11 protein-coding genes and 1 other RNA gene are annotated in these 15306 nt (G+C 32.1%); 4 read left to right on the forward strand and 8 right to left on the reverse strand.

Going from position 1 to position 15306, the window contains the following annotated elements; translation table 11 throughout:
* Positions 1-14 precede the first annotated feature (14 nt).
* The gene (locus ACUUYC_RS13690; protein WP_474266541.1) at positions 15-623 is read right to left on the reverse strand and encodes a hypothetical protein; all 609 of its coding nucleotides are present in this window, start codon (positions 621-623) and stop codon (positions 15-17) included.
* 309 nt (positions 624-932) lie between these two features.
* Positions 933-1330: a transfer-messenger RNA gene (gene ssrA / locus ACUUYC_RS13695) on the reverse strand.
* A 165-nt stretch (positions 1331-1495) separates the two neighbouring features.
* On the opposite strand from ssrA, the gene ACUUYC_RS13700 reads away from it, so the two are divergent.
* A complete protein-coding gene (locus ACUUYC_RS13700; RefSeq protein WP_474266543.1) occupies positions 1496-2701 on the forward strand; it encodes an NAD(P)-dependent oxidoreductase in 1206 nt (401 codons plus the stop codon).
* Positions 2702-2778: 77 nt separating this feature from the next.
* Positions 2779-5673, forward strand: a complete 2895-nt coding sequence (locus ACUUYC_RS13705) for a Calx-beta domain-containing protein (RefSeq protein ID WP_474266545.1) — start codon at positions 2779-2781, stop codon at positions 5671-5673.
* Positions 5674-5707: 34 nt separating this feature from the next.
* Here the strand turns inward: ACUUYC_RS13705 and ACUUYC_RS13710 are convergent, their stop codons facing one another.
* From ACUUYC_RS13710 to ACUUYC_RS13735, 6 genes are all read right to left on the reverse strand, one after another.
* The gene (locus ACUUYC_RS13710) at positions 5708-6370 is read right to left on the reverse strand and encodes a DUF1361 domain-containing protein (RefSeq protein ID WP_474266547.1); all 663 of its coding nucleotides are present in this window, start codon (positions 6368-6370) and stop codon (positions 5708-5710) included.
* Positions 6367-9045: an MSEP-CTERM sorting domain-containing protein gene (locus ACUUYC_RS13715; protein WP_474266549.1), complete on the reverse strand. Its 2679-nt coding sequence runs from the start codon at positions 9043-9045 to the stop codon at positions 6367-6369. Before ACUUYC_RS13715 ends, ACUUYC_RS13710 begins: the two co-directional genes overlap by 4 nt.
* Positions 9023-9532 carry an exosortase K gene (gene xrtK, locus ACUUYC_RS13720; RefSeq protein WP_474266551.1) on the reverse strand — a complete coding sequence of 170 codons (510 nt, stop codon included), beginning with the start codon at positions 9530-9532 and terminating at the stop codon, positions 9023-9025. The genes ACUUYC_RS13715 and xrtK overlap by 23 nt, the downstream gene beginning before the upstream one ends.
* 507 nt (positions 9533-10039) lie before the next feature.
* Positions 10040-11431, reverse strand: a complete 1392-nt coding sequence (creD, locus tag ACUUYC_RS13725; RefSeq protein ID WP_474266553.1) for a cell envelope integrity protein CreD — start codon at positions 11429-11431, stop codon at positions 10040-10042.
* 179 nt (positions 11432-11610) lie between these two features.
* Complete coding sequence (locus tag ACUUYC_RS13730) at positions 11611-11907, reverse strand: winged helix-turn-helix domain-containing protein (protein ID WP_474266555.1); 297 nt, start codon at positions 11905-11907, stop codon at positions 11611-11613.
* 5 nt (positions 11908-11912) lie between these two features.
* A complete protein-coding gene (locus ACUUYC_RS13735; protein ID WP_474266557.1) occupies positions 11913-12551 on the reverse strand; it encodes a hypothetical protein in 639 nt (212 codons plus the stop codon).
* A 128-nt stretch (positions 12552-12679) separates the two neighbouring features.
* Between ACUUYC_RS13735 and ACUUYC_RS13740 the strand changes: the two genes are divergently transcribed.
* Together ACUUYC_RS13740 and ACUUYC_RS13745 are read left to right on the forward strand one after the other, a co-directional pair.
* Positions 12680-13963, forward strand: a complete 1284-nt coding sequence (locus ACUUYC_RS13740; protein ID WP_474266559.1) for a sensor histidine kinase — start codon at positions 12680-12682, stop codon at positions 13961-13963.
* 50 nt (positions 13964-14013) lie between these two features.
* Positions 14014-15294: a sensor histidine kinase gene (locus ACUUYC_RS13745; RefSeq protein WP_474266561.1), complete on the forward strand. Its 1281-nt coding sequence runs from the start codon at positions 14014-14016 to the stop codon at positions 15292-15294.
* The last annotated feature ends 12 nt before the right edge of the window (positions 15295-15306 follow it).

A 15306-nucleotide genomic window follows, 5' to 3' on the forward strand; every position in this document is an offset into this window, starting at 1 on the left:
AAAAGTTCGTTTTATTAAAACGCTTTTTTCATAATCTTTTTTGCTAGTGACTTTCCAGTTTTAGCATATCCTTCACCAATACGGTCTTCATTACTAAATGTTCCGCCAAACCTGTTTCCAGGAGCTTTTTTACTAGTAATTTCTAATAATACATTGTCTCTGTTAGCTGTTTCTACAAATCTAAGTACAGTACTTACCTTTGCTGGTTGTCTCATTACAGCAGCATTCCAACCTGGATATACCCATACGGTTTCTACAATCAGTGTATATTTTGCATTAGGAAGATCTTCTTCGAAACTTACACCTTTTTTTTCGTAAAGGTATCTGTTCATTAATTCTAAAAACTTAGGAGCATAGATAAGTTCTCTACTTGCCATCCAACTCTTTTTCCAAGCTTTTCCTTTTCCTCTTGATTTTTTCTCTAAATCAGCAGAATGTTCTGCCATATATTGTTCATTGGTCAAGTTTTTCTTCAGGATTTTCATATTGTCATATACGAACTCTACATTGATTTCTTTTTGACCTTTTATAAAATCAAAGTTTCCTTTTTTTACTTTCATTTTTTGTCCAAACATAAATGCAGAACAAAAAATTGCTAATAGAATAGTTAATTGTTTTTTCATCGTTTTAATTCATTGTTAATCCTTACAAACATAATTAATTTGTACGTATTTAACCGAATTTTTAGAATATGATAGTAATATAATTCACTAAATGTAAATCAGTGAATTATTGATGCGTTGGTTAAAGTGTTGGAATTCAGAAAGTTGATCGGGTTGGTTCTTTTAAATATTAAATTATAAGATTTTAATTATTTCATATTTAAGTATAAGCTTTAAATCTCTTTCTTACTTTAATAATCACAAATATATCAAGTGATTTGAGCGGAAATAAAAAAGAGAATTACCATAATTTCTATGATAATTCTCTTGAAGTGGAGTCGGAGAGAATCGAACTCTCGTCCAAACAAGCAATTAAAATGCTTTCTACACGCTTAGTTCTTGTTTAATTTTCGACTAATAGCTGACCAAAAACCGCCCACTACTAGCTTATCTTCTTAATTGTAAAAACTACGGCGAAGTTACGTAGTCTCGATGTTGACTTTTATGGTGTCTCTAAATTGGTCGCCATCAACAAGGGCTACCAGGAGACATTCAGCTTTTCCGTCTAACGGAAACTGAGGCTAATCTTACTATAATTCGGATTATGCAGCTAAAGCGTAGTTATTTTCGCCATTTAAAAAGTGTGAAATATGAGATTTACGAGCTATTTCTCAGCGCTCGACGTGCTTACACTCCAATTCGACTCGCTGTCAAAACCAGTCGACCCCAATATGTTAAAGAACTTTTTGTCTAAATCCAAAAAGGATAGCAAACATAACACAATTTTTAATAGTTTTGTGTTTTTTGCATTAATACTATTACTTTAGAGCAAAAAATATACCAAACTTAACCATGTCAGTTACTATTATTACTGAGAACTAAAAAAAATGCATATGAAATTTGCCATCATAAAAGAACGTAAAAATCCACCAGATAGACGCGTAGTATTCTCTCCAGAAAAATTAGCAGAAGCTAAAACACAATTTTCAGAAGCAACTTTTAAAGTTGAATCATCTGATATTCGTGTGTTTTCTGATAACGCTTACGCGGAAAAAGGATTTGAAGTTTTAAATGATGTGTCAGATTGTGATGTAATGATCGGTGTAAAAGAAGTGCCAATTGAACATTTAATTCCAAATAAAAAATACTTTTACTTTTCGCATACCATAAAAAAGCAACCATACAATCGTAAATTATTACAAGCAATGTTAGCTAAAAACATTGAAATGTATGATCATGAAGTTATTACCAAAGATAATGGCGGACGTTTAATAGGTTTTGGACGTTATGCAGGACTTGTTGGAGCATATAATGGTTTTCGTGCATTAGGTTTACGAGATGGATTGTTTGAATTGCCAAAAGTTGAAAACCTTGCAGATTTGAATGCTGTCAAAAAAGAATTAGATAAAATTCAACTTCCAAATATCAAAATTGTATTATCAGGAACTGGAAAAGTTGCTTACGGAGCTAAAGAAATTCTTGATCATCTAGGAATTAAAGAAGTGACAGATACAGTATACTTAACATCTGATTTCACAGAACCTGTATATTGCCTAATTGATGTGATGGAATACAACAAGCGTGTCGATGGAAAAGCTGGAGATAAATATGAGTTTTACAAAGACCCAAGCGGTTATGAAAGTAATTTTATGCCATATGCAAAAACAACAGACTTTTTTATAGCAGGACATTTTTATGGTGATGGCGCACCATACTTATTCACTCGTGAAGATGCCAAACATCCTGAATTCAAAATCAACTTAATAGCTGATATTTCTTGTGATATTGACGGCCCAGTAGCAAGTACTATTCGTTCTTCTACAATTGCTGATCCTTTTTATGGATATGATGCAAATACAGAAAAAGAAGTTGATTTTAATGCTAAAGGAGCAATCACAGTAATGGCGGTTGATAACCTTCCATGCGAACTACCAAAAGATGCAAGTGAAGGTTTTGGAGAAATGTTTTTACAGCATGTAATTCCTGCTTTTTTCAATGGAGATAAAGATGGCGTATTGGCGAGAGCTAGAATGACAACTTCCGATGGAAAACTTACTGAACGATATGCATATCTAACGGATTATGTAGCTGGTAAATAAAAACGGATCAATTTTTTTTGTAGGAGTTTTATAAGTTTGGTTGTTATAATTACAAAGACAACAAAACCGATTAACTTATGAAAAAATTACTCTCGTTAGTATTTTGTGTATTTGTATTGAGTTTTTTCTCTTGTGAGAATGATGACAACTCTACAATTACAGAAAATGAGCCACTACCAGTAAATACCAATTTCGAAGAAAACTTTGGAACAACAATTACCGCACGTTTTTTAGGTCGTGTTGTAAATGAGCAAAATGAACCAATACAAGGAGCAACAATTCGTGTTGGAAACACAATAGCTTCTACAGATCTTTTCGGAATATTCTCAATAGAAGATGCTACGGCATATGAAAAGTTTGCATACATCACAGCAGAAAAAGACGGATACATTTTTGGATCAAGAGCATTGGCTCCTTCTGCATCTGAAGTGAATCGTGTTGAGATTATGTTATTGAAAGAAGACATAATTGCTACGATTAATACTGGACAAGAAGCCACCGTAAATTTACCTAATGGAACTGAAGTTGTGTTTGATGGAAACTTCATAAAATCAGATGGTTCTGCATATAGCGGAGATGTAAGCGTAATTTTAAAACATCTAAGTCCAGACGATGAAAATATGGAAGCAATGATGCCAGGAATGTTATTTGCACAAGATGCAAATGGAGCGGCTGTTGCTTTAGAAACATATGGAATGTTAGCTGTTGAGCTTAAAAGTGGTTCAGGAGAAGAATTACAACTAGCAGAAGGAAGTACATCACAAATTTCGATGCCTCTAGCTGCAAATGCTTCAAATCCGCCAGCAACAATTCCACTATGGCATTTTGATGAAACAGAAGGATATTGGGTAGAAGAAGGAGAAGCTACTTTGCAAGGAAATAAATATGTTGGAGATGTAAGTCACTTTTCATTCTGGAATTACGATTATCCTTATCCATCTGTATATCTATGTATTGAATTAATAGATGAAAACGGAAATCCGATGTCTTTTACACCTGTCGATTTATACTCTTCATTATTAAACTCAACAGGAACATATGGTTATACAAATGCTAATGGAGTTGAATGTGGATTAGTACCATCTGGAGAAGAACTTACAGTAATAGTTCCTGGGGTTTCATGTGATGGAGAATCATTTACAACAACCATTGGACCATTTACAACAGACACAACTACAACAATAACTGTTAGTGCAAATAACCAAAATACAACAACGCTTTCAGGAACATTTGTTACTTGTGATGGAGAAAATGTAACAGATGGTTATATGCAACTCTTTTTAGGTGATTCAACAGTAATAATTCCCGTAACAGATGGAACATTTGAATACCCAGTTACATATTGTGGAACAATAGATTATTCGATAAAAGGAGTAGATATTGCTAATAATCAAGTAACGTCAGTTCTTACAGGAACTCTATCAGGAGATGCTACTTTAGATTTAGGAGCATTAAGTTCATGTACAGGGTTTGTTGATACAGATGGTGATGGAATTTTTGATTCATTTGAAGATATAAATGGAGATAATGATTTGTCAAATGACGATACTGATGATGATGGTATACCAAACTATCAAGATGCAGATGATGATGGCGATGGTGTAAATACTGCTGATGAAGATTATGATGGAGATGGTGATCCAACAAATGACGATAGTGATGGCGATCAAATTCCTGATTACTTAGATGAGTTAGATGTTGTAGTATTCTCAGCAGAAATTATGGGTACAGGTTGCGATCCAATAGTGTTTGACTTAGATGCAGTTGTTACAGAATTTGGAAACGATTTACATACATATACTTTCTTTCAAACTGAAGTAGATGCTCAAAATAATACAAGTCCATTAGGTTCTTCATATAGTACTGCACTTTCAAATGTGATAAATAATGGAGAAGTGATTTTTGTAAGAGCAACAAATATTATTACAGAACAAACGGATATTGGAATGTTATATTTATATGTCATTCATGAAGATAGTGACGGGGATGGATTAACAGATTGTGAAGAAACAACAGGTGTTGACAACCCAGCTACAAATCAAGTTCCTAGTGGAACTAGTGATCCGAATGATCCAAATGATCCTAACATGCCAGAACTATCAATGACATATATAGCTTCAGTACATGAAGCTGTAGGAACTGCTGATTTACAAGTCTATTTAGATCATGCGAGCAACTCAGATACCACAATAAATATTACAACTACAGATGATACCGCTACGAGTCCAGATGATTATGTAAATACTATTATGACGGTAACTATTCCGGCTGGAAGTCTCTCCTTATCATTCTCCATTCCAATTATTGATGATCTTGATGTAGAGTCTTTGGAAGAATTTACAGTAACTGCGACTGTTACTAGTGGAAATACAAGTAATACAACCGTGCAAGGAACGGTAGCGATATATGATAATGATACTAGCGGAAACTTCCCGCAAACAGGAACTTTAGAAGCCTGTGGTGATCAAAATGGAGTAGGAGTTTTTGATTTAACTTCTATGGATAGTTATTATTTAATTGGATCTACAGGAACCGTAAGTTACCATCAAACACAAGCTGATGCTGATGCAAATATTGCTCCGTTAGCTTCACCAGCAACCGTGGGAAACGGCTTTATACTTTTTGTTAGAATAGAAAGCTCAGGAATAGTGCAAATATCAACATTAGATTTAATTGTAAATCAGACACCAGTTGGCCCAGCAGGTTTAAGTCTTACGGTGTGTGATGGAAATGGAGATGGTATTGGAACATTTAATCTACAAAGTTTAGATGCACAAATTGTGCAAGGACAAGGAGCGTATGAAGTAACTTACCATGAAACGCAACAAGATGCTGATGATGATGTAAATGCATTACCTCCTACATATACAAATATTTCTGATCCACAAACTATATTTTATAGAGTATATGATATTAGTACTGGTTGTTTTTCAACAGGCAGTATTGACCTTATCGTAGATCCAGGTTGTTAGTTGAATATCAAGTTTGAATCTATAGAAAAGCATCTCACTCACGAGATGCTTTTTTTATGTTGAAAAATGAAGTTGTTGTTAAAAATAAAATCCACAAGAAAAATCCAAATCCTAAGGTAATTCCTAGCGTACGTGTTCTGTATGCAGGATTAGAAAAACTATATAAACAATCTTTCAATAAAATAATAGGATCACTAAACAATTCCCATGAATTCCAACGTTGAAATCTTCCTAAATAAATACCAAAACCACACAAAAAGACAACCACAAACAACAAACGTTTGGCAACAGTTCGATTCCATTTAGAAGCTAAAATTTGATATACTTGATGCATTGATAATAAACCTAAAATCAAACCATTCCAAGCAAAAGCAAACAACATAAAAGGATCTAACCAAGACAATGAAGATTTTGCATGTCGCAAATGCATCAAATCGGTAATAAGGTACGGAGCATTTGGTAAAAACAACAACCAAATTCCTAAAATAACAAGCAATACTAGTGTTTGTTTTTTTAGCCAAATAGTGTTAGATAACGCTGTAGAAATAAAATACGGAATTGCCGCTAAAAATAAATTCCAGACTAAGAAACTATAAAACAAACTTCGGGTAACATACACACGCAGTAACAACAATAAAACGCAGAATAGACTATTCAGCATTAAAAACTGATTCAATTTATAACCTTGTAAATTCATAGTATTTCTGTGTTTTTATGTTGTAAAAATTGTTGTCGACCGATGTAGATAAAAAACAGCATTAATAATATCCAGAAATACGGTTCGCTCATTTGTTGTGCTTCAGTGCCAGCTTTTTCAATAGGAGAAGCATTCATGATTTCTTCTTGCTTTTTCAATAAACGTGCTTCCTGTTCTTTATTTTCAAGTGAAATATAGGTTGTACTATGTGTTAAAATATTCTGAGAAAAACTCTGGCGTAAGCCATCTAACCAACGTGTTCGTTGCTGTTTTGGATTCAAATCATTTATATCATGAAACAAACGTAATTGTAACGCATTCAAAAATGCATTAGAAGTTGATTCAATAGTAAAGTCAGCAGTTTTATCAAAGGAAACTAACGAGGGTAAATTGTCTTTTGGAACATAACACGACTTTCCATTTCTTGAAAACTCTCCAAATTCCAACGCAGGAAATACTTGTTGATTCCATGATTTATATTCTATAAAATTGTCATATGGAAACATGTTTTTTAACTCCCAAGAAGTATATTTTCCGTAAAAGCGATTCTGATTGGAAGCATATACAACAACAAACGGAATGCTCTTTTGATCTTGATGTGCATATTGAATCTGAGAAACAGCTTTCAACAAATTAAAACCCGAATTCTTTGGCGTTGTTGGCGTTTTCCAATTCACGTCTGCATCTACATACAATACTTGCGCATGCTCTTTAATAGTGTTGTCTAAAAGTTCATAATCACTTTCAAATTGTGCGCGTTCTGTTGTACCTTTTGTTGTATTGTCAACTAAAAAATAATATCGAATTGGCGCTTCAACTTTTGGTAGATTTTCTTTAAGTGTACTAGGAATATAAAAAGCATTCGTAGCAATTTCGGTTACGTTTTGCGACAATGGTTTTACATCAATGGAAATTGGCGTTTCATTCAATGAAAAATGAACTGAATTTTTGTGATACAATGTAAATCCTGTCGTGCGTGTTTCATTCTTCAAAAAAGGATATACTTTTAATGAAAGCACATCATCATACAGATATTGTAAAATTCCTGGATCGCGACGTTGGTTGGTAATTTGCTCATAAATCCAATTAGCAGCTTGCTTTTCGGCTAAAATTCCATGTACGCGTTCTTCACCAATATCTAAATAATAATCACTAATAAAAACGTCTTTTGGTAAAGTGAATTCTGAACGAAATTCGCGCATACCGACATTATCTAAATTTGTAATTGCAAAATCAACCTGTGTTTTATAAAAATCTCCTTTGGCTACGTATTCAGTTTTATACGTATATTTTACAGAAGCTGTTAAAGTTTCTGGCGGACGATAGCCAGAAAATGTATGTGTTATATCTCCCAAAAACAAACGATTAATCTCAATAGTTTTTTGTCGTGATAATTGTAAATTATCAAACACATACCAATCATAGTAAATAGACAATAATGGCAAACGTTGTTCAGATGAACCGAAAGAAAGTCTACGACGATTCTTTTTCATTTGCTTAAAAATGTATGCTAGTTTATCTACATTAAAATCTTTATATTCATGATCACTTGTGTCAAAATGATTTGTTTCTGCAATTACTGTGTCCAATAACACTTTATGATTATGGCAAAATAATGCAAATGAAATCGGCAAAATTAAGACACACAAAACACCTAAAGAAAGGACTTTCTCTTTACCATACTTCTTTACAACTTGCATGTAATTCTTTGACATAACTTGAAATTGTACAAGCAGTAAAACTGTTGGAGTCAACATCAAAACTCCTGCGCCTAAAGCAATTAATGCAATAAATGAAATTGGAATAAAGGGTAAGAAGACAATGAAGAAATACACTACATATGGTAATCCAAAGCAGGCTAACAAAAAGCCGATAAATTTAGTAGTACTAGAATCATTCAATAACAGAAACAGTCCAATAGCATTTACAATTACGGCAACATATATCATGATGAAATTAAAATCTCCAAACATTTCAAATTCAAAATTCACGATAAGTCCAAGTATCGGAAATAAAAGTCCAAAAAGTAAAATCATGAAGGAATGATTGTTTTTTATATTTCTACCAATAATATTTCCTAAAATCATTCGCAAAAAGAAAAACAAAAATGCTGCAATAGCAATGCAAATAATCACTTGAACTAAAAACCCGTCTAACCCAAAATAAATATGATGTGTGCCTCTTATTAGTGGAATAATAAGCATTGTAAAAAGATACAAACCAATCGGAACCGAAAAGGCATACATAAAGTTGCGCAGGTTTGAAGAGAGCTTTCCATCTGGCTTAAAATACGTGAAAATCAAATCTAGCATAGCATGAAAAATGCCTGGAATACTAAAGTATAAAGGAAGCAATTCGTAATTAATACTAGTCGATTTCACTCTAGGAATTAGTCTTGCAATATTGGAATTCAACAAAAATAGAATCAAAAGTAAATAGCCTACAATAATAGTGCATGGAAGAATCCAATGTTTAATTTTATTAGAAATATCTGCATAAATAAGTCCTACAGTAATGATCTGTAAAACGATCCAATATCCTGTAAGTGCAGACCATTCGCAGGAATTTCCTTCAGGTGAATTAAATGCGCTATAGAGTAAAAAACCTAAAATGATTTGTAATAAAATAACGGTACAAAAATACCCGAGTGATTTATGAAATTTGAACGTTGGCATATTTTGATGAGATAAGATGATTTATAAAAAGAAGGATAAGCACATACAGAATACTTCCAAGTGCCAAATGCGCAGTTTTCGGATCTATATAATTTGCGGTCATTTCCCATTCAACCAATTTAATAGCGCTTACAATACGAGCTGTATTGGCTAAAATCATGATGAAATAACTGCAAATTCCTAAAAATAGAATCCGAATAGAAAACTGTAAAAAGCTATTAAATTTCCACAATTTGAAACTCAAAAAGGCAAAACATATAATGAAAAAATTACCACCAGCACACGATTTTTCTATGATGATATTCAAAGAAGAACTATACCCAACTTCAGGAATCCAGTCAAAAGCTATTTGCGAAAATAATTCAATAAGTGGAATCATTGGATACATAAAATAACGTAACTGTTCCAACGTACTGATGCTGTACATTGCTTTCAATGACAACATCAAAAGTAATATGAAACTGAGTTTTATAAGTGGTTTATTCATGTGTGTGTTTTTTAAATTGGATAGGATAAAACTGCAAAAAGATAACAACAACCTATCGGAACATTGATAACCATTATCAATAATGATTTCAGAATTTTTTTTCGCTTAATTTCGCTATGCATAAACGTGATAATCAATGTGAAGAATAAAATGCTATTTAACATTAACGTAAATAATGCATAATAAACACCTAAGCTTAAAACTGTTTTTGATCCTGAAAAATAAAAATACAAAATCAGTAAAAAAGTACCGCCCAAAAAACTTAAAATCGCCGTGATTTTGGCAGTTTGTAATAATTTATATAAAAATGGAATATTCATGTGTTTAAAATTAAATTTGAATTTGAAAAGAAAAAACGAAACCTGAACTTCTCAGTGCTTGACTTCCAAGAAGTCAGGAATCGTCTCTCACCAAACTAACCGACTAACTAGTTTTAATTATGAGTTTTGAGTGTAATTAACCTAATACCTAATACCTAATACCCAATACCTAATACCCGACAACTGATTAGTCCAATTGCCAATCTATCTTTCTTGAAACAAACATTACCAATCCTAAAATCAAGAATAAACCAACGCTTCCAACTAGCAATGCATAGCTTTCCATTTGAATAATGACAAAGATGAATCCGTATAATGCGATCAATGAAACACCAATAAATAGCGGAAACTTCCAGTACTTTAAAATAGATTTTGAATAGAGTGTAATCATCACAATAACGGCGACTCCAGCAATGAAATATGCTTTTAAGAAACTACTATGTTCTGAAATTGAAATTAATAAGGTGTAAAACATTACCAATGCAATTCCGATCATCAAATACTGAAAAGGATGAATATTTATTTTGCTTAATGTCTGAATTAAGAAGAATACTAAAAACGTCAATCCAATTACTAAGAAACCATATTTTGCAGCACGTTCACTCTTTTGATATTCGTCAAGCGGAATAATAAATTTTGTTCCAAATGCAAACTCAGTCAGTTTTGGTAAGGTTTGAAAAAACTGTTGCGAAAACGAACGATTCGTGTTCAATAAGCGCCAATTTGCTTCAAATCCGCTATTCTCGGTTTTCTCTTCACCTTCATCTTGTGGAAGGAAATTTCCAAAATGACTTGGATCTTTCCAGTCAGATGTCATCTTTACATCTGTAATTTTTCCAATTGGAATAAACTGAATACTTTCACTTCCATTATATTGAAGCGAAAAATTGAACGTACGATCGTCAGTTTTTGGAACATCTTTTAATGCTAAAAATGAACTTTCCAACTCACCCAAATTGTTCTTATATGAATTTGTATTACTGAAATTGGTTTCAAACTCATATGAATTTCCGTTTAAGTTGAGCACAACTTCACTTTTCAAACCTTTCAAATTGGTTGTTTTAATTAACAAAGTTGCTTTTTCCCAAACAATATCTTCTTCCGCAATTGATTTCGATGAAAAATCGGGCATTTCAAAACTTCCCGAAGCTGCAATATTTGCAGTAAAAACTGCCGATTCAAAATTGTTTCGCTTCTTTGGAGTAGTCTTTACATTCGTGTCAAACTTTAATTTTTTAGGGAAAAAGTATGCATACTTCAAAATCGTTCGTTTCTCCTTAACTGTATTATTTGTTTCTGCATCATACTTTACAGTTTCTTCATAGGTTTTATACGGAACTTTTAAAATTGGACCATATAATATAATTGAGTTTCCCCATTTGTCATTTATTTCTTCTACAACGTCTTGTTGGCGATATTCACGTTCTTTAATTAATTTCTGAATTAACGTTAATGGTACCATTAATAATAAAATTAATAAACCCATCATTGCCATCCGTGCGGTAATAGAGTTTCTGAGCCAAGCGCTAAATTTGTTGTTGTTTTCGTTACTGTTTTTTTGTTCTGTTTGGTGTTCCATGTTTTAGTTTTTAAAGTACTTTGAAATTCAAAGTATATGTATAAAAAAATAGTGAGTTATGTAGGTTAGGAGTGTTGCCTAACGATTTTGTTTGTACAAAGTACCGTGTTTTCTATGTGATTTAATGTGTTCATTTAGTAAGCGTTTGTTATGAATTAGTAAGTGTTGTTGATATAAAATTATTCGCTTTTTTTAATTAAGTTTTCTAAGGCTTCAATATGTTTCTTAAACTCCATACGACCTACTGGAGTTGCACTATAACGTGTATTGGGTTTCCGTCCAATAAACTGTTTTTCAACTTTAATATATTCTACTTTTTCCAAGGCTTTTGCATGACTCGCTAAGTTTCCATCCGTAATAGATAACAACTCTTTCAGCATCTTAAAATCAGCAAACTCGTTCACCATCAAAATGGACATAATGCCCAAACGAATTCGGTGATCAAAAGCTTTATTTATGTTTGTAATAATACTCACGGTTTCTATTTAGCGTTTCTTTCAACAATAACATACATCAATCCTCCATAAATGATGTGAAATAATCCAAACCCTATTGCCCAAAAATACAATCCATATCCTGTATATTGCGTTGCAATTAAGCCCAAAATAATATTAGCAAAGCCTAAATACTTTACATGCCCAAGTGTAAATTTACTTGCGTTTACACAAGCAAGTCCGTAAAATATAAGTGTTATTGGAGCAATCAATCCAACGAATCCTTTTTGTAAAATAATCAAGGCGAAAATTCCACCTGTAACCAATGGTATTAGAAAGTTGATTAATAACTTTAGCGCAGCTTTGTCAAACATCTTTTCACCATTCTTGCGAGCTTTTCGTTGGGTTAATACAATTCCTGTAACAATTGCTAACGTAATTACAATGGCAGCAATTAGTAGCAATTTTAATGTTAAGTTGCTAGAACCAGTATATTCGTTTGCATCCCACAAACTTGTTTTTACTTTATATACCTTTAAAATTTCTTGATGTGCAAACCAAGCGCCAACAAGCGCGTAAATTCCAGCCATAATTCCAGAAAGGCCACTCAATGAAATAAATCGAGATGATTTATTCATGAGGTTTTTAATCTCTTTAATATCGTTTAAATAGTCTGATGATGTCATAGTAAAGTACTTTGAAATACAAAGTAAAATAAAAAAGTCCGACTATGCAAGCAAAAATGATTTTTATTAGATTTGATTATTGCTATGATTTCCATAACTTTAAAATCTTAAATTAAAAAAAGTATTGCTTGAATAAAATTTTCAAATATCTCTTTGATATTGGAAGATTAGAACCTTTCGAAATAAAGAATAGTAGTTTTACATTCTGTTTGGCATCACCAAGCACATATATATATGTGTTGATAATGCTGTATTACAACCCTGGTTTAATCGTTCCGTATTATGGACAAGAAGTGTTTACAGTATTGTTTATGCTTGTTGGGTTAGTGCCGTACGCAAAGAATAAATTTTTGGATGAAGTTTATGGTTGGATTGTTTTTTGGACACTCATCATATTCCAATTTTATCTTACATACACAACAGCGTTAAACAACTTTTCACTCGACTATTTATTAGTCACCTATGTATTTATATTTGGCTCGGTATTATTGCTTAGTAACCGTTTGTTAGTCATCTTATTTAGTGCTTCACAATTAATACACCTTTCGTATCGTGTATATTATTCTGACTTAGATCGAATGTCTGAAAGCGCCATTTTAGTTTCTATGAGTACAATATTTGTCTTCTCTTTTTTAGTGATGAATGGTTTAATTAGATATCGAAAAAAACTAGAATCCGTCAACTCAGACTTGGAAGATCGTATTCAACAGCGTACACGCGATCTTGAAAATAGAGCCAAAGAATTATTACGAAAAAACAAAGACTTAGAAGAATTTGCTTATGTCGTTTCACACGACTTAAAACGTCCATTGCGAAATATTTATACCTTAACCGATTGGCTTACAGAAGACGAAACATATGAGTTTAATGATGAAGCTAATAAAAGTCTACGCTTAATAAAAGAACAAGTCACACAAATGGATTTGTTGGTAGAAGGAATACTTAATTATTCGCTTCAAATGGATACAGAGCGAGAATTAAAAATAGTTGATACGCAAGCACTTATAGAGCGAATTGTTACAGTAAATTCTAATGAAAATGTATCGATTACGTTAGGAGAAAAGTTGCCTAAAGTTTCGTTTAATGAATCGCAATTATTGCAAGTATTTCAAAATTTGATTCAAAATGCTATTAAGCATAATGACAAAGAAAAAGTAGAAATTCATATTGATTATGCAGTTGTGAATGCAAAACATCAATTTTCAATTCGTGATAATGGACCAGGAATTGAAGAGAAATACTTTGACAAAATTTTTCAATTATTCCAAAAACTACAAATAGAAAACGAAGTAGATTCTGTTGGAATTGGTTTGGCATTAGTGAAGAAAATAATAGAACGCAATGGTGGAAAAATATTTTTAGAAAGTATAGTAGGTGAAGGGACAACCTTCTTCTTTACCATTGAAAAATAATGAATTTATATCATTTCCATTCTAAAATACACGGAGCTTTTTTATAGTATATGATTATTAATTTCCTTAAAAAATTAGGAAGGTTAGAGCCTTTTGAAATCAAGAATAGTAGCCTTACACTGATTCTTGGTGCTCCAAGCACATTTATCTATTTGGAAGTAATGAAATATTACAATCCAGAATTGATAATGCCTTTTTATGGAAATATCATTTTTGCTTGTCTGTTTCTGGTTTCAGGAATTTTACCGTATTTAAAAAACAAATCAATCACTGATCAATATGGTTGGTTTGTATTTCTTTCAACCTTACTATTTCAGCATTATTTAACGTATGGAACAGGTTTAAATAATTTCTCATTAGACTTTTTATTAGTTACATATGTATTCATATTTGGTTCGGTTTTATTATTAAGTAATCGAATTTTAGTATTAATATACAGTGTATCTGAGTTACTTCATCTTTCATATCATGTATTTAATTCTGATTTAGATAGCATGTCTGAAAGTGCTATTTTATTATCAATGGGAATTATTTTTATCTTTTCATTTTTGGTGATGAATGGTTTTATTAGATATAGAAAAAAGCTAGAAAGTATCAACATAAACTTAGAAGATACTGTAAAACAACGAACGCTCGATATTGAAAATAGAGCTAAAGAATTACTCCGAAAAAATAATGACTTAGAAGAATTTGCTTATGTAGTTTCGCATGATTTAAAACGTCCGTTGCGAAATATGTATACCCTAACTGATTGGCTTACGGAAGATGAAGAAAATGGCTTAGATGAAGAAGCGCATAAAAGTATAGATTTAATTAAAGAACAAATCACACAAATGGATTTGCTGGTAGAAGGAATTCTCAACTATTCGCTTCAAATGGATACACAACAAATTATAAAAATGGTTGATGTACAACAGCTAGTAGAACGCATTATTTCGGTAAACACAGCTGAAAATGTTCGTATTAACATTCAACAAAAACTACCAAAAGTAACATTCAATGAATCTCAATTATTACAAATATTTCAAAACTTAATTCAAAATGCAATTAAGCATACTAACAAAGAAATTGTAGAAATTACTATTGATTATAAACGGACAAAAGTAGGTCATCAGTTTTCAATACAAGACAATGGTCCAGGAATTGACGCACAATATCATCAAAAAATATTTCAACTATTTCAAAAATTGGATGCAGAAATCAAAGGAAACTCTATTGGAATTGGCTTGGCTTTAGTGAAAAAAATTCTAGAACGTAATGATGGAGAGATTAGAGTAATAAGCGCTAAGGGAAAAGGCGCGAGCTTTATATTTACAATTCCTGTAAAATAATAATGTCATAAA

Source organism: Kordia sp. E (assembly GCF_056033805.1).